General features: G+C 70.0%; 15 protein-coding genes. 11 read left to right on the top strand and 4 right to left on the bottom strand.

Annotated elements, in window-relative coordinates:
* Window positions 1-186 precede the first annotated feature (186 nt).
* The 7 genes from recC to AC1Q5B_RS04235 all read left to right on the top strand — a co-directional run bounded on the left by recC (window position 187) and on the right by AC1Q5B_RS04235 (window position 12,290).
* Window positions 187-3,765: an exodeoxyribonuclease V subunit gamma gene (gene recC, locus AC1Q5B_RS04265; protein ID WP_492630481.1), complete on the top strand. Its 3,579-nt coding sequence runs from the start codon at window positions 187-189 to the stop codon at window positions 3,763-3,765.
* Complete coding sequence (locus AC1Q5B_RS04260) at window positions 3,762-7,397, top strand: UvrD-helicase domain-containing protein (protein ID WP_492630480.1); 3,636 nt, start codon at window positions 3,762-3,764, stop codon at window positions 7,395-7,397. The genes recC and AC1Q5B_RS04260 overlap by 4 nt, the downstream gene beginning before the upstream one ends.
* Window positions 7,394-9,259: an exodeoxyribonuclease V subunit alpha gene (gene recD, locus AC1Q5B_RS04255; RefSeq protein ID WP_492630479.1), complete on the top strand. Its 1,866-nt coding sequence runs from the start codon at window positions 7,394-7,396 to the stop codon at window positions 9,257-9,259. Before AC1Q5B_RS04260 ends, recD begins: the two co-directional genes overlap by 4 nt.
* A gap of 182 nt (window positions 9,260-9,441) precedes the next feature.
* Window positions 9,442-9,714, top strand: coding sequence for a hypothetical protein (locus AC1Q5B_RS04250; RefSeq protein WP_492630478.1), 273 nt, complete (start codon window positions 9,442-9,444; stop codon window positions 9,712-9,714).
* An 8-nt stretch (window positions 9,715-9,722) separates the two neighbouring features.
* Window positions 9,723-10,067: a hypothetical protein gene (locus tag AC1Q5B_RS04245; protein ID WP_492630477.1), complete on the top strand. Its 345-nt coding sequence runs from the start codon at window positions 9,723-9,725 to the stop codon at window positions 10,065-10,067.
* 388 nt (window positions 10,068-10,455) lie between these two features.
* Window positions 10,456-11,274 carry a transglutaminase domain-containing protein gene (locus AC1Q5B_RS04240; protein WP_492630476.1) on the top strand — a complete coding sequence of 273 codons (819 nt, stop codon included), beginning with the start codon at window positions 10,456-10,458 and terminating at the stop codon, window positions 11,272-11,274.
* 197 nt (window positions 11,275-11,471) lie between these two features.
* Window positions 11,472-12,290 (top strand): restriction endonuclease, encoded by an 819-nt coding sequence (locus AC1Q5B_RS04235; protein ID WP_492630475.1) that lies wholly within the window; start codon window positions 11,472-11,474, stop codon window positions 12,288-12,290.
* Between the two features lie 159 nt (window positions 12,291-12,449).
* Here AC1Q5B_RS04235 and AC1Q5B_RS04230 read toward each other — a convergent pair whose 3' ends face one another.
* Window positions 12,450-12,752: a putative quinol monooxygenase gene (locus AC1Q5B_RS04230; RefSeq protein WP_492630474.1), complete on the bottom strand. Its 303-nt coding sequence runs from the start codon at window positions 12,750-12,752 to the stop codon at window positions 12,450-12,452.
* A 328-nt stretch (window positions 12,753-13,080) separates the two neighbouring features.
* On the opposite strand from AC1Q5B_RS04230, the gene AC1Q5B_RS04225 reads away from it, so the two are divergent.
* Window positions 13,081-13,491 carry a GFA family protein gene (locus AC1Q5B_RS04225; protein ID WP_492630473.1) on the top strand — a complete coding sequence of 137 codons (411 nt, stop codon included), beginning with the start codon at window positions 13,081-13,083 and terminating at the stop codon, window positions 13,489-13,491.
* A gap of 16 nt (window positions 13,492-13,507) precedes the next feature.
* On the opposite strand, the gene AC1Q5B_RS04220 is transcribed toward AC1Q5B_RS04225, so the two are convergent.
* Complete coding sequence (locus AC1Q5B_RS04220; protein ID WP_492630472.1) at window positions 13,508-14,068, bottom strand: dihydrofolate reductase family protein; 561 nt, start codon at window positions 14,066-14,068, stop codon at window positions 13,508-13,510.
* 223 nt (window positions 14,069-14,291) lie between these two features.
* Complete coding sequence (locus AC1Q5B_RS04215; RefSeq protein ID WP_492630471.1) at window positions 14,292-15,194, bottom strand: LysR family transcriptional regulator; 903 nt, start codon at window positions 15,192-15,194, stop codon at window positions 14,292-14,294.
* Between the two features lie 99 nt (window positions 15,195-15,293).
* On the opposite strand from AC1Q5B_RS04215, the gene AC1Q5B_RS04210 reads away from it, so the two are divergent.
* The 3 genes from AC1Q5B_RS04210 (at window position 15,294) to AC1Q5B_RS04200 (ending at window position 17,336) form a co-directional block, all read left to right on the top strand.
* A complete protein-coding gene (locus tag AC1Q5B_RS04210; RefSeq protein ID WP_492630470.1) occupies window positions 15,294-15,623 on the top strand; it encodes a nuclear transport factor 2 family protein in 330 nt (109 codons plus the stop codon).
* A complete protein-coding gene (locus AC1Q5B_RS04205; protein WP_492630469.1) occupies window positions 15,620-16,402 on the top strand; it encodes an SDR family oxidoreductase in 783 nt (260 codons plus the stop codon). The genes AC1Q5B_RS04210 and AC1Q5B_RS04205 overlap by 4 nt, the downstream gene beginning before the upstream one ends.
* A 145-nt stretch (window positions 16,403-16,547) precedes the next feature.
* On the top strand, window positions 16,548-17,336 hold the full coding sequence (locus AC1Q5B_RS04200; protein ID WP_492630468.1) for an alpha/beta fold hydrolase: 789 nt from the start codon (window positions 16,548-16,550) through the stop codon (window positions 17,334-17,336).
* Window positions 17,337-17,440: 104 nt separating this feature from the next.
* Here AC1Q5B_RS04200 and AC1Q5B_RS04195 read toward each other — a convergent pair whose 3' ends face one another.
* The gene (locus tag AC1Q5B_RS04195) at window positions 17,441-18,544 is read right to left on the bottom strand and encodes an alpha/beta hydrolase (protein ID WP_492630467.1); all 1,104 of its coding nucleotides are present in this window, start codon (window positions 18,542-18,544) and stop codon (window positions 17,441-17,443) included.
* Window positions 18,545-18,574 lie beyond the last annotated feature (30 nt).

Here is an 18,574-nt window from a genome sequence, read left to right as displayed (position 1 = left end):
AGTTTGATTATTGTCGCATCGCACGGAGATGTCGCGCATGGATGTGCGCAGATATCTCCGCTGCCGAGCCTCCAAGGCGCAAGGTTCGACGGTGGATGTTGGAGAGGCCACTTTAAGAACCTCTTAAGCGCCTGCTTCGACGGCGATGTCTCGGCATTCGCGACAGCGCTGCGGCAAGATGGCGTGATGCCCGCCGCCCCTGCGCCCGACTTCCGTCTGTATCCGTCCAACACGCTGGCGTTGCTGGCCGCGCTGCTGGCGGACGAACTGCGCAGGCCGGTGCCGGGCCAGGCACTGCTGGCCCCGGACACCGTGCTGATCCCGCAGGTCGCCATGCGCCGCTGGCTGCAGGCCACGCTGGCGGCGGAGTACGGCATCGCCGCGAACCTGGAATTCCTGACGCCCGGCGAATTCGTCGCCCGCGCGCTCGACGCGAACCTCGGCCCGGCCGGCGGCGACGATCTCGACGCCGCCTCGCTGCAGTGGCGCCTGTACGCCGCGCTCCACGAGCCGGCGCTGCGCCGCGATCCCGCCCTGGCCTCGCTCGACGGCTGGATGGCCGGTGGCGATCCGCTGAAGCCGTGGCGGCTGGCCGGCGAACTGGCGGGGGTCTACGAGAAGTACCAGGCGTGGCGGCGCGACTGGCTGCTGCGCTGGGAAGCGGGCGCCGACCGCGACGACCCGCAGGCGCGGCTGTGGCGCGCCGTCGCCGCCGGCCGCGACTACCGCGCGCGCCGCATCGACGCCTACCTCGCGCGTTTCGGTCGCGACGACGGACCGTTGCCGCAAGGGTTGCCGAAGCGCCTGCTGGTCTTCGCCACGCTCAACATCTCGCCCGACGTGTTGCGCGTGCTGGCAACCCAGGCGCGCGTGGGCACGCTGCACTTCTACCTGCCCACGCCGGCGCGCGGTTACTGGGGGGACCTGCAGACGCTGCGCGAACGCCGCCGCGAAGGCCCGGCCGAGCTGTTCGCCGACGATGTGCAGGAGAACCCGCTGCTGCAGGCCTGGGGCGCCGCCGGGCGCGACTTCATGGCGCTGCTCGGCGACTACGAGGTGGTGCATCCGCGCGCCGAAATCGACGTCTACGCCGATCCGCTCTACGCGGATGGCCCGGACACGCTGCTGCGCCGGCTGCAGTCGGACCTGTTCCACCGCCGCGCGCACGCATCGCCGCCACCGCGCCCCGTGCCCGCCCTCGACGACCCCAGCCTGCAGGTGCATGCCTGCCACACGCGCCTGCGCGAACTGCAGGTGCTGCACGACCAGCTGCGCGCGCTGCTGGAGGATCCACGCTTCGATCCGCCGCTGCAGCCGCGCGAGATCGCCGTGCTCGCGCCCGATATCGATCCCTATGTGCCGTATCTGGACGCTGTCTTCGGCGGCAGCGGGCACGACGACGCGCTGCCGTGGGCGCTGGCGGACACCAGCCCGCTGGCGAGCGAGCCGCTGGCCGAGGTGTTCCTGCGCCTGCTCGACCTGCCGCTGTCGCGCTTCGGCCTGGACGAGGTGCTGGACCTGTTGGCCAGCGCGCCGGTGGCCGAAGCGGCGGGGCTGGATACCGACGCCATCGACCGCCTGCACGGCTGGTTTCGCGAGGCCGGCGCGCGTTGGGGCCTGGACGCGAACCACCGCGCCGCGTCCGATGCGCCGGCCGACGACGCCTACACCTGGCAGTTCGCGCTCGACCGCCTGCTGCTGGGCCATGCCAGCGGCGCGGACGGGATGATCGCCGGCGTCGCACCGTGGCCGGACCTGGAAGGCGGTGCGCTCGACGCGCTCGACACGCTGGTGCGGCTGCTGCGCGAACTCGCGCGCCAGCGGCGCGTGCTGGGCGAGGCGGCCACGCCGGCGCAGTGGCGCGAACGCCTGCTGCACTTGCTGGCCGTGCTGTTGCCGGAACAGCCCAGCGCACCGCGCGCGCAACGCACGCTGGACCGCCTTCGCACACTGATCGACCGCTTCGCCCGCGATGCGGACACGGCGGGCTACGCCGGCACGGTGCCGCCCGAGGTGGTGCGCGCGCATTTCAGCGACCAGCTCTCGCAGGCCGACACGCGCGCGCCGCTGCTCACCGGCGGCGTCAGCGTGGGCCGCATGGTGCCGATGCGCCTGCTGCCGTTCCGCGCCATCTGCCTGCTCGGCATGAACGACGGCGACTTCCCGCGCCGCGATCCCGCGGCCGGCCTCAACAAGCTAACCGCCGAACTGCATGCCGGCCGACGCAAGCCCGGCGACCGTTCGACGCGCGAGGACGACCGCTTCCTGTTCCTGCAGCTGTTCGCCGCCGCGCAGGACGTGTTCTACGTCAGCTACCTCGGCGCCGATCCGCGCGACGGCAGCCTGCGCGAGCCGTCGGTGCTGGTCAGCGAGCTGCTCGACGTCGCCGCGCGTTACCACGTCGATGCGGACGCGAAGAAGCGCCTCGTCGTCCGCCATACCCTGCAGCCGTTCGCGCCCGCCGCGTTCGGCAGCCCCGACGAACCCCGCCGTTTCAGCTACCGTGCTGCCTGGCGTCCGGCCGCCGACCGTGTGGACGCCGCGCGCCGCGCGCTGCCGCCCTGGGTGGATGCACCGCTGCCCGTGCTTGCGGAAGACGAACATGACGTCCCGCTCGACGACCTGCGCCGCTTCCTGCTCGATCCTGCCTCCGCCTTCCTTGCGCGTCGCCTTGGCCTGCGCCTGCCCGATGCGATCGAGATGGCCGAAGACATCGAACCGCTGGTCGCGCCTGCGCGTGGCCGTGAACGCGCGCGCCTGCGCCGCGACGTGTTCGACTGGCTGCTCGATCTCGACCGCCCGCAGGACGCCCGCACACCGTCCGCGCTGTACGCCCGGCTGCGCGCCCGCGGCCAGGTGCCGACCGGTCCGCTGGGCGAACACGCCGCGGAGCAGGTGTTCGCCGAGGTGGCGCCGTATGCGGAGGCGTTCGCCGACTGGATCAGCCACGACCGCCGCCATCGGCTGCATGGCGCGCTGACCGAACCCGATGGCCAGGCCGTGCTCGCTGCCGTGCTGGCCGGCGAGACCCTCGACGCCGACACGCTGCGAGCGAGGCTGGCGGAACGGCAGCTGTTCCCGTGGCAACGCGGACACGGGCATGCACCGGGGCCGGATGCCGAACTGCGCCGCTTGATGCGGCTGGTGCACGAAGCCGAACAGTACGCACGCCTGCAGCCCCCGCGTGCGCATGTGGAATGGCGCGGCCTGGTCGCGGCGGACGATCTCGGTGCGCCGCGCGTCGAGACGGTGATCGACGGCGTGCGCGTGCACGGCCGCATCGCCGATGTCTATCCGCATGGGCTGGCGCGCGTGCAGATCGGCGCGCTCAACGGACCGGCCGTCATCCGCCACGGCCTGGATGCGCTGCTGCTCAATGCGGCGGGGCTGACGATCCCGCTGGTGCAGTTCCACGAGGGCGACGACGGCATCCGTGCCTACGCCACTCCTGCACGGGCCGTCGACGAAGCGCAGGACGCCCTGCGCACGCTGCTCGCGTTGCGTCGCGACGGCCTGCGCGCGCCGCTGCCGTTCGCGCCGAACACCGGCTGGGCCATCCATGCCGCCGAGCCCGCCCTGCGCGAGGCCGCCGCCCGCGAGGCCTGGTATCCGGGCGACTACCGGTGGGGCGAAAGCACGGGCGAGGCGATCCAGCTCGCGTTCCGCGGCCGCGACCCGCTCGCCGATGCCGAAGCCATGGCGGAGTTCATCGACACCAGCCTGCGGATCTATGGCGCACTGCGTGGCGCGGAGGATGCCGCATGAGCGCCTTCGATCCCGCCCGCGAGCCGTATCTGGCGCGCGCCCTCGACGGCGTGCAGCTGATCGAGGCGAGCGCCGGCACCGGCAAGACGTACACGCTGGCCACGCTGTTCACGCGCCTGATCGTCGAGCAGCGGTTGCGCATGGGCCAGGTGCTGGCAGTGACCTACACCGAGGCCGCCACGCAGGAGCTGCGCAAGCGCATCCGCGAACGGCTCGCGCTGGCCGCCGACCTGGTCGGCACGCCGCCGCGCGACGACGAGAAGCACGAGGTCGCGCTGACCCGCTTCGTCATCGATCGCCACCTGGCCGCCGGCGGGGAAACGCCGACACAGCTCGCACGGCGCCTGCGCACGGCGGCCGAGGAAACCGACCTCGCCGCCATCTTCACCATCCATGGCTTCTGCGCACGCGTGCTGCGCGAACATGCGCTCGACGCCGGGCAAGGATTCGAGGCCGGCGAGTTGCTCGGCAACACCCGCGCGTTGCATGCGGACCTCGCGGCGGACCTGTGGCGCGCGTATGCCGCCGATCCGGCGACGGTCGATGCGCTGGCCGGCCTGTGGAGCGGTCCCGACGCGCTCGCGGACGATCTGCCCGCGCTGTGCGGTCCGTTGCCGCTGCTGCCGCCTGCCCCGTCCGGCGACGACGGTGAGCGCCAGGTCGCGGTGCAGGCCACGCGCGCCGGTCGCGCCGCGCATCTGGTGGATGCGATCGGCCTTCACTTGGCCGATGCGCAGGCCGCGATCGCCGCTGCGTTCGACCACAAGGTCTTCGATGGTCGCCGCGCGCGCCGCCCCAGTTTCGACAAGGCATTCGAGGAACTGCAGGCCGGCGCCGCGCTGGCCGAATGGCCGCGCACCGACAAGACGCATGTGCAGAAACTGCTGCCCGACGCATTGCGCGGCTTCTGCAAGGACGGCAGCGATCCCCGGGTTCCGGTTTCGCCGCTGTTCGATGCCTGGCGCGACTGGTGCGAGGCCGACGACGCCTGGCAGCAGCTGCAGCTGCGCCTGCGCGCCGGCCTGCTGCATCGCCTGCGCGAGGACGCCCGCCGCCGGCTCGACGACCTCAAGCGCACGCGCCGCGTGCAGACCTACGACGACCTGATCGAACGCGTCGCGACCGCGCTCGACGGCCCGCGCCGGCAGGCGCTGGTCGCCGCGCTGCGCGCGCAATACCGTGTCGCGCTGGTGGACGAATTCCAGGACACCGACGAGCGCCAGTGGCGGATCTTCGCGCGCGTGTTCGGCGATTCGGACGACGTGCGCGCGCTGGGCGAAACGCCCGCCCTGTTCCTGATCGGCGATCCCAAGCAGGCCATCTACGGGTTCCGTGGCGGCGACGTCGCCACCTACCTGCTCGCGCGGCGGGCGGCGGCCGAAGCGCCGCGGCTGGCGCACAACTTCCGCTCGCGCCCGGCCGTACTGCGCGCGGTGCGCGCGCTGTACGACGGCGCGGCCGCGTCGGGACAGGACGCGTTCGCACATCCCGACATCCGCTTCGAGCCGGTCGAACCCGGCGGCAAGCGCGGCGACGGCGACTATGCGCACGGCGATCGCGCCGCGCCCGCCCTGACCCTGCGCCTGCTGCGCCGCGACGATGGCGCGCCGTTCGATGCCGAGGGTTCCCGCGAGGCCGCTACCGCCGCCTGCGTGGCCGACATCCATCGCGTGCTGGCCGACGCACGGGCCGGCCACGCACGGATCGATGGCCGTCCCGTGCGGCCCGGCGACATCGCCGTGCTGGTGCGCAACCACAAAGAAGCCACGCGCGTGCAGCAGGCGCTCGCGCGCGCCGGCGTGCCCGCCGTGGCGGCCGGCAAGCAGAGCCTGTTCGCCAGCGCCGAAGCCGCCGAACTGCGCACGCTGCTGCTCGCCCTGCTGCATCCGGCCGACAACGGCCGCCTGCGCACCGCGCTGGCGACCGTGCTGCTGGGCGAAGACGCGGCCGCGCTCGCGGTGCTGGACCAGGATGGCGAGGCGCAGCGCCGGCACCAGGCGCGCCTGCTGCACTGGCGCGAGCGCTGGCAGCGTGGAGGACCGTTCGCGCTGGTGTCCGAGCTGTGCGCCGCGCAGGCCGAGCGGCTGCTGGGCCTGCTCGATGGCGAGCGCCGCCTGACCAACTACCTGCAGCTCGGCGAGCAGTTGCAGGAAGCCGCGGCGCGCACGCTGGGCCTGCACGGGCTGCTGGACTGGCTGCAGGCGCGGATGGCCGACGCCGATGCCGACGATGAAACGCAGCTGCTGCGGCTCGAATCCGACGCGCTGCGCGTACAGATCGTCACCCTGCACAAGAGCAAGGGCCTGGAGTACCCGCTGGTCTACCTGCCGTTCGCCGGCCTGGGTACGTCGCGTCCCGACAGCGGACGCCATCGCGTGGTGCACGACGGCACGCAGCGCGTGCTGCAGTGGAAGCTGGACAAGGACGATCCTGCCTGGAAGTCCGCCGGCGACGCCGCGCGGCGCGAGGCCATCGCCGAGGACGCGCGTCTGCTCTATGTCGGCCTGACCCGCGCCGAGCATGCGCTGTGGATCGCCGCCGGCGATGTGGCCGATCTCGCCAAGAGTCGCCTCGCGCCGCTGATCGCCGATCTCGCCCTGCTCGACGCGCATGCCGACGTACGCATCGTCGATGGCCCCGCCGAACCGCCGCCGCCGCGATTGCCGCCGGAACGCGGGTCGGCCGTCGCGCCGGCGCGCATCGCCACGCGTCGCATCGCACCCGACTGGTGGGTCTACAGCTTCACCCAGCTCGCGCATGCCGAGGGCGGTGCCGACCCGCTGGCCGCTTCCACGCAGGCCGATGCGGGTGGCGAGGACGAAGCGCCCGCCTCGGACCTCGACGACACTCCGCGCGATGCCGCCGTGCCCAGCGCCGTCGATCCGCGTTTCGCCGGCAGCCGCTTCGGCGTGGTGATGCATGGCGCGCTGGAACATGCCGACTTCGCCGCGTGGCGCGACTGGAGACCCGGCGATGCCGCGCCCGACGGCCAAGCCTTCGTCATCGCCGATGCCTTGCGCGAAGGCGGTTACGCCGAGGCCGAGGTCGCCGACGGCCTGCAGGTACTGGTGCCGCTGGTCGGCCACACGCTCGGCACCGTCCTGCCGGAGGGCGTGCGCCTGGCCGATGTGCCGGCGGACCAGCGCCGTGCGGAAATCGAATTCCACTTCGCCATGCAGCCCACCGGCGTGCCGGCGCTGCTCGCACTGCTGCACCGCCACGGGCTGCTGCGCCATCGCACCGCGTTCGGCGCACGCCAGCGCCTGGAAGGCCTCATGACCGGCCTGATCGACCTAACCTACCAGCACGAGGGCCGCTGGTACGTGCTCGATTACAAATCCAACCAGCTGCCCGGGTACGACGCCGCGGCCATGCAGCAGGCGATGGCGCACAGCGAATATGACCTGCAGGCGCTCATCTACACGCTCGCCCTGCACCGTTGGCTGCGCTTCCGGCTGGGCGACGCCTACGACTACGCGCGCGACGTCGGCGGCATCCGCTACCTGTTCTGCCGTGGCCTGGACCTCACGCGCGAAGCGTCGCCGGGCGTGCATGCGCAGCGCTTCGCGCCGGACCTGGTGCATGCGCTGGACGCGCTGTTCGCCGGCGCAGCGCAGGGAGCGGCCGCATGAGCCTGCTCGATGCGCTCTACCGCGGCGGCCACCTGCGCACGCTGGACCATGCACTCGCGCAGAGCCTGCGCCGCCTCGACCGCGACACGCCGGACGCGGTGCTCGCCGCCGTGGCGCTCGCCTCGCTGGCGGTCGCCAAGGGCCACGCCGGCGTGGCGCTGTCTTCGCCGCAGGCGCTGCTCGACACCGACGCCGATCTCGCCTGGCCCGATGGCGACGACTGGCGTGCGCAGCTGGCGGCCTCGCGCTGGATCGCCACGCCGCGCGACGCCATCGTCGAATCCGACAGCCAGGCGCCGCTGGTGCTGGAAGGCGACCTGCTCTACCTGCGTCGCTACCGGGAATACGAACGCGCGCTCGCGCTCGGCCTGTACCGCATCGCGCGGCATGCGGAGGAACACTCCGGCATCGAACCGCTCGTGCCGCTGTTCGCCCGACTGTTCCCGCACGCAACCCACGACGACCATCAGGCGCGCGCCGCTGCGCTCGCGTTGCGGCATGCGCTGTTGCTGGTCACCGGCGGCCCCGGCACCGGCAAGACCACCACCACCGCGCGCCTGCTGGTGCTGCTGGCCGCGCAGGCGCGTCATGCCGGTCGCGGCGCGCCACGCATCGCACTGGCGGCGCCTACCGGTCGCGCTGCCGAACGCATGGCGGAAAGCGTGCGCCGTACGGTGCACGCATTGGCCACCGCCGGCATCGACACCGACCTGCTCGAGGCACTGCCCGCAACCGGCACCACGCTGCATCGCCTGCTCGGCACGATTCCCGACGCGCCGCGCTTCCGTCACGACCGGCACAATCCGCTGGCCTTCGACGTGGTGGTGGTCGACGAAGCGTCGATGATCGACCTGCCGCTGATGGCCAAGCTGGTCGATGCCGTCGCCGACGGCACGCGCCTGGTACTGCTGGGCGATCCCGACCAGCTGCCGTCGGTGGAAGCCGGCGACGTGCTGGCGGCCATCCTCGATGCGGCCGGTGAGGGCGGTGCACTTGCGCAGGACGACGTGGCCGCGCTGCGGCCGCTGCTTGGCGAGGGCGCGCCATCCGTTACGGGCGAGGGCGGTGCGCGTTTTCCCGGCATCCGCGTGCACCTGCAGCGCGGCTGGCGGCAGAGCGAAACCCTGCAGCTCGCCCCGCTCGCCGCCGCCGTGCGCGAAGGCGACGCCACGACGGCGCTGGATCTGCTGCGTGGCGACACGCTGTCGAACGTGCACTTCCACGAGGGCCTCACCGATCCGCTCGACGCCCGCCGCGACGCGCTGCTCGCCCACTGGCGCTCGCTCGCGCATGCGGCGACGCCGGCCGAGGCGCTGGCGCAGTCGACGCGTCTGCGCCTGCTTACCGCCGTACGCGAAGGACCCCAGGGCGCGCGCACGCTCAATGCGCGCATCGAGCGCCTGCTGGTGGATACCGGCGCCGGCACCTCGCGCGGCGGACCCGGGCACTTCCATGGCCAGTTGCTGATCGTCACCGAGAACAGCTACCGCCACCGGCTGTTCAACGGCGACATCGGCCTCTGCCTGCGCGACGACGGCGGTGCGCTGGTCGCGTGGTTCCCGGGCGAGGATCCCGCCCAGCCGCGCGCCTTCCATCCCGCGGCCCTGCCCGCGCACGAGTCGGCGTTCGCGATGACGGTGCACAAGGCGCAGGGCTCGGAATTCGACGCGGTATGGCTGCTGCTGCCGGCGCGCGGCAACCGCGTGCTCTCGCGCGAACTGGTCTACACCGGCATCACCCGCGCCCGCCATGAACTGCATGTCGCCGGCAGCGATCCGGTGATCCGCGAAGCGTTGTCGCGGCATGCGAGCCGCTGGTCGGGGTTGGGGTGGCGGTTGCGGGATCCTGCGCTCGCGCAGTGAAGCCGCTTCGCCCTCATGCCGCCGTGCGCATGACGTGATGCCGATCCATGCGTTTGCGGTCGGGGGCGCAAGGGCGTATACCTGTCTTGGCTGACGGGCAGTTTTCTCCGCCGCTTACGCCGGTCGATCCCCTCCCTCTCGGCTTCACCCATGCGACGCCCTGTCGTGCCGAGGAGGTGTGTGTGGCGAACCAGCAGGTCCAGGTCTTCATTCTCCACCTGGGGCAGCAGCAGTCCATCGGTCCGGGCGACCTGCGGTTGATGTGGGCGACGGCGTGCGAGTCGTTGGACATCGCGGTAACGCGTCGTCCGCAGGGGCATGACCAGGGCGCCGCGCGACCGTGCTTCAGTCTCTGGGCTGGCCGGCAGTTCCATCGCGTGCCAGCGGAGAAGCGCATGCGCGCCCTGCTGGAAGCACGCGGTTTCCATTTCACGTTGACGCATACCGCCCTGTAGGAGGGTGCATGACTTTTGATGTCGGGATCGGCAAGTGCCGATCGGTGCAATCGGATTCGGTGGATGTGTGGGTGGACGGCTCCATCGTCCGGCGCCTGGCGCCGGAGACCAAGTGGCAGCGCGACGGCATCAGCGTGCTGCAGGTGCCGGTGAAACTGTGCAGCGCGCGTCACGCCGTGGCCGTGGGTGAGGAGGTGTTCCTCGATACCGCGCTCATCAATGCCAACAGCGCCGGCAAACTGGACGTGGACGGCAAGGGCGACTACGCCAGGACCCGCCTGTCGCTGCTGGTGCCCACCCTCGACGCCGCGCCGGCGGCGCCGCCGCCTTCGCGCAAGGCAAGCTGGCGCTGAGCCCGCTGCGCGCGTATCGCGTGCAGATATCGCAAACGAAGCGCGCTCCTCGCGGGGCGCTCCGCCGTGGGCGACATGGGCGGACCGGTGTTCCGATCCCTGTTGCGATCCTGATGGTGCTGCGGATTGCGAGGCTTCGATGTTTCTCCAGCTCGACGCTATATCGACGTGCAACGACACTTCACCACGCGAGCGCCGCGCAGGCTGTCGTTGCGTTGCGATCATGTGCGTGACCGAGTCGGGAGGCGCGTGCGATCACATGGCGAGCACCGCAGGCGTGCGAGTCTTGGGCGGTCGCGGTCGCGGGCGCGAGGACGCGCGCCGCCATGTCAGCATGCGTTGAAGCGAGGACGCCCACCATGACGGTCCATCTCCCATCGGGTCGAACATGCGCCTGCTAGCCGGCTGCGAACTGTCTGTCGAATCCAGCGAAGACTGCGCGGTGGTGGCCATGCTGCGGCCGCGCAGCGGCGAAGCGCAGTGGCTGGTCAGCGAAGCCTATGCGTTCGACCCCCACGTCCGGCCAACCGAGTTCGTCGACCTGTTCGGCAACCTGTGCCAGCGCTTCGTCGTGCGGCGCGGGCGCATGCGGATCCGGGCCGAGCTCGAGGTCGAGACCGAGCGCGACATCGCCATCGCGCCGTGGGTGGCGCCGGTGCCGGCCGCTTTGCTGCCCGATCACACGCTGCACTACCTGCTGCCGAGCCGCTATTGCCCGAGCGACCGCGCCTTCGAACGGGCACAGGCCATCGTGGACACGGCCGATCCCCGCAGTGGCCAGGTGGGCGCCATCGTGGAATGGATCCGCACCCATATCGCATACCGGTACGGCGTGAGCGATGCCAGCACGGACGCGCTCGATACCCTCGAAGCGGGTGCGGGCGTCTGCCGCGACTACGCCCATGTCGGGATTACCCTGTGCAGAAGCCTGCGCATTCCCGCCCGGATGGTGGTCGGCTATCTGTACGGACTGGAGCCCATGGACCTGCATGCCTGGTTCGAGGCTTACCTGGACGGCCGCTGGTACACGTTCGACCCCACCCAGTCCGCACCGCGGGGTGGCCGGATCGTGGTCGCCTACGGTCGCGATGCCGCCGACGTCGCGTTCCTGACCAGTTACGGCTCGCTGCAGACGTTGGACATGCAGGTATGGGTGGGCGAGCGAACCGGCGACGTGCCGCTCCCGTCCGCAGGCGACGGCCGATAGCCATCGGGTAGACCCGGGTCAGGTTCGATTCCCCGTTGCGTCTTTACAACATTGCGCGCGAGCGCAATCCGCCGCCGCCGTGTTTCCCGCGTTGCGACGGTCGGGCGTCACGCTGGCCGACAAGCGGTAAGGCCGGCCGTCTTCCTGTGCATCGGGCTTCGCGATAAGGTCCGCCACGGGGCGCGTGGGGGCACCACATGGGACGTGGCAGGACGCATTTCTTTGAAGGGTTGGCAGCGCTGCCGTGGCCGGTCGGCCTCGGCGCGGGTGCGTTCGGCTGGCTGGCCATCGCGCATGGCATTCCGCTGGTGTTCGGACGGCTGGACAGTCCGATGGCCCCGTCTTTCACGGCGGGCAAGCATCCCTTCATGCCGTTGGCGTGGGTCTTCCTGGGCCTGTGCGTGATGGCGGCCGCAGTGTCCTTCTTCAATGCGCGACGCAAGCGACGTCTGCTCGATACGCGGACGGGCCTGGAGAGCATCGCGACACTGGGGTGGCGCGATTTCGAACGGCTCGTCGGTGAAGCGTTCCGCCGTCGCGGCTATACCGTGGAGGAAACCGGGCTGGGCGGCGCCGACGGCGGCATCGACCTGGTCCTGCGCCGTGACGGCAAGCGCACGCTGGTGCAGTGCAAGCAATGGCGGCGCGAGAAGGTGCCGGTCAACGTGGTCCGCGAGATGTACGGCCTGCTGGCGCATCACCGTGCGGATGCCGTACGCATCGCGGCGCTGGGTGGGTTTACGGCGGATGCAGCCAAGTTCGCGGAAGGGAAGCCGATCGAGTTGATCGATGGAGCGAACTTGCTGGGGATGATCCAGGAGGTGCAGGCGCGAGGCGCTGCGCCCTGGTCACCCCCGTCGAGAGTGGAGCCGGTGCTGGGTGTGGAAACGTCGCACACCTCGGCAGCGCCCCACTGTCCGAAATGCGAAGCGGTGATGGTGCGGAGGAACAACGCGCGCACGGCGGAGAGCTTCTGGGGATGCTCCACGTTTCCCGCATGCAGAGGGACGCGATAGAAGGCCGCATCCGGCCCGAAGCGGGCCGTGTGCCGCAAACAGCTGCAATCTGTCCAGACACCCCTTGAAGGGTGTTTTTCGCGGGTACTGGCCTCTGTTTTTTGCCAGCCAACGAAGCCGCCCGAAAGCGGCTTCGACGGTCGAGGCTTGCTGGCTTGGTTAGCCGGGCAACTTTGCTGCAAGCACGTCGACTTTCTCGATGGTCGGTGGTTCGGAGAAAAGTTCCGCCGCCTTTGCCATCAAGGCCGCCGCAACCTTGCCGGAGAGGTGGGCCTCCCGGCCCGCGTCATCGGGAAAGGCATCAAAAATGCCGAAGGTCGTTGGTCCGAGACGAATCCCGAACCAGGCGGTCGTGGCGGGCTCCTCCATGACGAGTGGGAGACCACTTAGGAGAAAGCTTTCAACCTCGCTCTCTTTTCCGGCTTTCGCTTCAAGGCGAACGAACAACGCGACTTTGACCATGAGCTGTCTCCTGTTGGAGCAACGGAACAACGACGCCCACCCTTACCTGAAAGCCCAAGGATCCATCGAGCGGCCTGCCGGGCCTGTCGGCCGCGACCGACTGACAACATAAGCGCCTGGGGCGAGCGGAGTGTTACGACCACGAGAAGGATTTCTCCCCCGACACGCCGCCAGGTGCCTGCCCCACGTGCGACGGTCCGCTACGCAGAGGGCGGGCCGTGCGATCGCAGGCCGTATCGCGAGCATTTCGATGCGAAGCACGTCGATCCCGATGTCTTCAAGCCAAGTCGGGCTTGGACCGGAGTCGCGCAGCCTACGAGCTGGCATCATGGCGGCCTCACGTCATCGCAAGCCGACACCCATGCACACCGTAAAAGGCACCTGCCACTGCAAGGCCGTCGAGTTCGAAGTCGACCTCATCGACGGTCACCAGAACATCCGTCGTAGCAACTGTTCGATGTGCAGCCGCCGCGGTGCCATCATGGCCGGCGTCACCCTCGACCGCCTGCGCGTCACTCGCGGCGAGGACAAGCTGGGCCTCTATCAGTGGAACACCAGGATCGCCAAACACTGGTTCTGCACCGTGTGCGGCATCTACACCCACCACCAGCGCCGCAGCGTGCCCACCGAGTACGGTTACAACCTGGCCTGCATCGGAGGGCATCGACCTCAGCACGATTGGCGAGATCGGGGCCAGCAACGGCGCAGCGCAGACGCTCGTCGCATCCTGATGGCGTGATTCGCCCGAGCAAGCGTCAGCCCCCCGCCTTGCCCACCCGATACGTCAACTCCGCGAACCCCGTTCCCACCTGCGACACCGACACCAGCGACAGTACCGGACTCAGCACGCGGCGCGGGAACAACGGCTTGCCCTGGCCCAGCGTTGCCGAGCCGATCTGCACGATCATCTCGTCCAGCAGTCCAGCATCGTGGAACTGCCCCGCCAGATCGCCGCCGCCCATGATCCATACATTCTTCCCGTCCGCCGCCGATTGCATGGCGCGATGCACATCGCGCACGTCCTCCCGGGTGAACCGCACGTCCGCGCCTTGCACCGCCGGCAGCGAGCGGCGGGTGAACACCCACGTCGGCTGCGTGTAGGGCCATGCCGCGCCGGTCTGTTCCGACACCGCCGCCGTGTTGCGCAGGATCCACTCGTACGTCGCCGAGCCCATCGCGATCGCGCCGACCTCCGCGAAGAACGCCGGATAGCTGGTCTCGTTGATGTCGCCCAACGGAAACAGCCAATCGAGCCCGTCGTCTTCGGTGGCGAGGAAGCCGTCCAGGCTGGACGCGGCGTAGTACTGGGTTTTCACGGACGCACCTTCGGAAGCGAAGCGGCCCTGCACGGTAGCCGCGTCGCCCTCGCCTCACAATGATCCGGTGTGTCGGGAAGCGGAGATACGGGCTCAGGTACCGTTTCCCGCGCACGCGATCGCCGAGAGCGGCGTCATCGGCGGCGCGGCTCCGCGGTCGTTGTCGTCCTGCTATCGAGGACACGCCGACGCAGCGACGTCTCCCGGGCCAGCCATCGCCGCCTCATCCCTGATCGCGATCCAGCAGGCAATCGATGAAGGCGCGCAGCGCCGGCAGCATGTAGCGCCGGCTCGAGTAGTAGAGGAACAGGCCGGGCACCGTCGGCGACCAATCGGCGAGGACGCGTTTGAGCCGCCCGTCCCGCAGGGCTTCCGCGATATCGGCATCGTTGTAGGCGTAGAGGATTCCGAGTCCCTGCAACGCGGCGGGCACGATGATGTCCTGGTGGTTCGAGATGACATTGCCTTCGCCGAAGAATTCGAGCGCCTTGTCCTTCTTCTCGAACGGCCAGCCCGCGATCTTGCCGCTGCCGGGGAAGCGCCAGTTGATGCAGGCATGGCGGCCCAGATCCGCAGGCGTTCCGGGTTCGCCATGCCGGGCAAGGTAATCGGGCGATGCCACGGCGAGCAGTTCGAAGTCGGGCGTCAACCGCACCGCCACCATGTCCTTCTGCAGCCGGCCGCCCACCCGGATGCCGGCATCGAATCCTTCCGCCGCGATGTCGCTCAGGCCGTCGTCGATCACGATGTCGAGCACGACATCGGGGTTCGCCTGCACGAAACGTCCCAGCCGGGGCGCAATCACCCGCTTTGCCGCCATGCTCAGCGTGTTGATGCGAAGGGTTCCGGCCGCACGCGCGCTCGTGCCCACCGCCTGTGCCACGGCGTCGTCCATGTCGCGAAGCATCGGGGCCATGCGCGCGTGCAGCCGCCGTCCGGGTTCGGTCGGCGAGACGCTGCGGGTGGTGCGATTCAACAGTCGAACGCCGAGACGGGCTTCCAACTGGCGAATGATCTGACTGAGAGCGGACCGCGACAGCCCCAGGTGATTGGCCGCCCGGGTGAAGCTGGCCCGGTCGACCACGGCCACGAAGGCCTTGAGTTCCGCAAATTCGGAGCCGCGCATTGTGCACTGATTCCTACATAGCCTGATCGGATAATAGGTGATTCTCTAACCTTAGCGAACGCCTCAAGCTGGCTCCTCACACCCCACCGGAGCCCTGCAATGAAAGCGCTGGACCTGCCCGAGCCGATCGCGGCCTACTTCGACGCCGACCGCCAGGATGGCCAGGCGGTTGCCCGCTGCTTCACCAGGGAGGGCGTCGTCCTCGACGAGGGCAGGACCCATGCCGGTCCGGCCGCGATCGAAACCTGGAAGAACGAAGCGTCTGCCAAGTACACCTACACCGCCAGGCCTCACACGCTGGAAACCCAAGGGCGGCACTACGTGGTCACCAGCCAGGTGTCGGGCGATTTCCCCGGCAGTCCGCTGGACCTGCGTTACATCTTCCTGCTGGAGCGCGGCAAGATCGCGTCGCTGGAGGTCATGCCATGAGTTTCGATCTCCAGCTCGCGGGCAAGCGCGTTCTTGTCACAGGCGGCACGCGAGGCATCGGGGCGGCGGTCGTCCAGCGGCTGTCCCGGCTCGACGCACGCATCGTCGCGACCGCGCGCTCGATGCCGGACACCCCGGTCGACGGCGTCCACTACGCGGCGGTCGACCTCGCGACGGCCGACGGTGTTCGCGAAGGGGTCGAGGCGGCGCGGGAACGACTCGGTGGCATCGACATCCTGATCAACGTGGTGGGCGGGTCTTCGGCGCCCGCGGGCGGCTTCGCGAAGCTGGACGATGCGGAATGGGCCAAGGCGCTCGACGTGAACCTGATGTCGTCCGTGCGGATGGATCGCGCGCTGCTTCCGGCGATGCTCGCGCAGGGATCCGGCGTGATCCTCCACGTGACCTCCATCCAGCGCTTGCTGCCGCTGCACGACGCCACGATCGCCTATGCCGCCGCGAAGGCGGCGCTGTCGACCTACAGCAAGGCGCTGTCCAAGGAGGTCACCTCCCAGGGCGTGCGCGTGGTCCGCGTCTCGCCGGGCTGGGTCGAGACGGAAGCGTCGGTCGACTTCCTGGGCGGTATCGCGGCCAATGCGGGAACGGACTACGAGGGCGCCAGGCGGATGGTCATGGAGGCGCTGGGCGGGATCCCGTTGGGGCGCCCGGCCAAGCCGGAAGAAGTGGCCGACCTTATCGCCTTCCTGGTCTCGCCCCGCGCCGCCTCCATCTCGGGCGCGGAATACACGATCGACGGGGGCACCGTGCCGACCGCGTGATGAGGCACTACGGAGGGTTGGCGGAAAACGGAACGGTGGGTCAAGTTTTCAGGACTTAAAGCAACCGATAGTCCGGGCGTGCGGCGCAAAGTAGCCCTGCCGGCCAAGACGCCGCACCCACCCACCCCTGTCCGAGGATACGACCATGTTCAAGCTGATCCCCGCCGTGCTCGCCGCCGCCCTGGCGGCCACCCTGTCCCCCGCCGCCCAGGCCACCGACACCAGGACCGACCAGCCTGCCGCCATCCGGAACGTGGTGCTCGTGCACGGTGCCTTCGCCGACGGCGCCGGCTGGCGTCCGGTCTACGAGGACCTGACCGCCCGCGGCTATCGCGTGTCGATCGTGCAGAACCCGCTGACCTCGCTGGCCGACGACGTGAACGCGACGAAGCGTGTGCTCGACCGCCAGGACGGTCCCGCCATCCTGGTCGGGCATTCCTGGGGCGGCGTGGTGATCACGGAAGCCGGCGTGCACGACAAGGTGGCCGGCCTGGTCTATGTGTCGGCGCTGGCACCGGATGCCGGTGAAACCACCGCCCAACAGTACGCCGGCTTCGCACCGACGCCGGAATTCGTGATCGACACGTCCAGCGACGGATTCGGCTTCATCCGGCCGGAGAACTTCAAGGCCGGTTTCGCGCACGACACCACCGATGCCGACGCCGCGTTCCTGCGCGATTCGCAGGTGCCGATCAACATGTCGGCCTTCGGCACGAAGCTGACGCAGGCGGCCTGGCGCAGCAAGCCCAGCTGGGCCGTGATCGCGACCGAAGACAAGGCGTTCGACCAGGCGATGCTCATCCACATGGCCGAACGCATCGACGCGCGCATCACCAGGGTCTCCGCCAGCCATGCCGTCTTCATGACGCAGCCCAGGGTGGTCGCCGACACGATCGATCGCGCGGCCAAGGAAGCCGGCGAAGCGGCGAGGTGAAGTCCAAGCGCACGCCGTCTGGCGTGTGCGAATCGGCCGGATCGGCTTCGTTGTTCTTCCGCGGGCGTGTGCGGTCGTGCCGGAGGCGTTTGCCGAAGGCGCGATCACCCGCCCGGCCGCTTCCCCGTCTCGACCCAGCCGGTCAGCACGCGGAACGCGTCACGGACCTGATCGTCGGAGAATCGGCAGTGGCCGCCGGGCACGTCCGGCAGCGTCAGCGGCGCGACGGCGGCACCCTGCGCTTTCTGCGCATACACCGGTCGGAAGCGCGGGTTGATGGTCGGGTCGTCGGCGTTGTACTGCAGGACCAGCGGCTTCTGCGGGCGGCCCGACAGGGCCGGCGCCGCGGCCACGTAATCCATCGCGGCCGCATCGCCGGCATAGCGCGGGACGCGGCGGTTGAACGCCGCGTCGTCGCCGAACCCGGTATAGCGCACCCGCCGGTTGTCCACCGGCATGCCGCCGCCGCGCGTCATCAGGTCGCGGATCACCAGGTAGTGCAGGCCGATCGTACCGGGCAGCGCGTTGACGGCGACCTCCAGCCTGGCGGCGAGTCGCGTCGCGGCTGCAGGGTCGCGCGGCAGGGCGGCGTCGACGCGATCCATCACCGCGCCCTGGTCGAGGGTCGGTCCAGCGGGATCGGACAGGCGGAAGGCGGCTTCACCCTCGCGTGGCGGGAACAGCGCATCGAATGCGACCAGTGAAGTGAACAGCTCGTTCGCTAGTAAATCGCCCGGCAGGTTGGCGCCGCACAGCGACAGCGCGCCGTCGTAGTGCGCGGCCTGCTGTTCGAGGCTGGCGATGGCGATGCCGCCGCCCATCGAGAAGCCGACCATCCACGTCTTCTTCGGTTGCCCGTGCCGCTCCACGAAATGCGCGCGCAGGCGTTCGCTGTCGGCGATGGCGTCGCGCACCGCCCAGCCCTGCGTGGCGTAGCCGCTCTGCGCCACCGCATAGCGCGCCGAGGTGAACATCGGTGTGGCGGGATCGGCCGGCCAGGGCGTCTCGCGCGGCACGCCGACCGGTTCGAAGCCGTGCGCCAGCACCACCAGTTCGCCGTTCCAGTCGGCGGGAATGTCGATGCGGTACGGCGCGTCGGCCAGCGTGCCGGTGTCCTCCCCCCGGGGGACGACCGCGGTCGAGGCGTCCTGCGCGAAGGCCGGCGACACGAGAAGGGACAACGCGAGCGACAGGCAGGTCAGGCGCATGGAATCTCCGTGGGCGGCGCGGCGGTGGTC

The organism is Pseudoxanthomonas sp. GW835-FHT14C01, from assembly GCF_058793715.1.
Note: the sequence above shows the minus strand (reverse complement) of the source record. Positions and strands in the feature narration are given on the sequence as shown.

Excerpts from the sequence above, each read along its gene's own strand:
- recC (WP_492630481.1), top strand. The coding sequence starts at position 187 with ATGCCCGCCGCCCCTGCGCCCGACTTCCGTCTGTATCCGTCCAACACG.
- AC1Q5B_RS04260 (WP_492630480.1), top strand. The coding sequence starts at position 3,762 with ATGAGCGCCTTCGATCCCGCCCGCGAGCCGTATCTGGCGCGCGCCCTC.
- recD (WP_492630479.1), top strand. The coding sequence starts at position 7,394 with ATGAGCCTGCTCGATGCGCTCTACCGCGGCGGCCACCTGCGCACGCTG.
- AC1Q5B_RS04245 (WP_492630477.1), top strand. The coding sequence starts at position 9,723 with ATGACTTTTGATGTCGGGATCGGCAAGTGCCGATCGGTGCAATCGGAT.
- AC1Q5B_RS04240 (WP_492630476.1), top strand. The coding sequence starts at position 10,456 with ATGCGCCTGCTAGCCGGCTGCGAACTGTCTGTCGAATCCAGCGAAGAC.
- AC1Q5B_RS04235 (WP_492630475.1), top strand. The coding sequence starts at position 11,472 with ATGGGACGTGGCAGGACGCATTTCTTTGAAGGGTTGGCAGCGCTGCCG.
- AC1Q5B_RS04230 (WP_492630474.1), bottom strand. The coding sequence starts at position 12,752 with ATGGTCAAAGTCGCGTTGTTCGTTCGCCTTGAAGCGAAAGCCGGAAAA.
- AC1Q5B_RS04225 (WP_492630473.1), top strand. The coding sequence starts at position 13,081 with ATGGCGGCCTCACGTCATCGCAAGCCGACACCCATGCACACCGTAAAA.
- AC1Q5B_RS04215 (WP_492630471.1), bottom strand. The coding sequence starts at position 15,194 with ATGCGCGGCTCCGAATTTGCGGAACTCAAGGCCTTCGTGGCCGTGGTC.
- AC1Q5B_RS04210 (WP_492630470.1), top strand. The coding sequence starts at position 15,294 with ATGAAAGCGCTGGACCTGCCCGAGCCGATCGCGGCCTACTTCGACGCC.
- AC1Q5B_RS04205 (WP_492630469.1), top strand. The coding sequence starts at position 15,620 with ATGAGTTTCGATCTCCAGCTCGCGGGCAAGCGCGTTCTTGTCACAGGC.
- AC1Q5B_RS04200 (WP_492630468.1), top strand. The coding sequence starts at position 16,548 with ATGTTCAAGCTGATCCCCGCCGTGCTCGCCGCCGCCCTGGCGGCCACC.
- AC1Q5B_RS04195 (WP_492630467.1), bottom strand. The coding sequence starts at position 18,544 with ATGCGCCTGACCTGCCTGTCGCTCGCGTTGTCCCTTCTCGTGTCGCCG.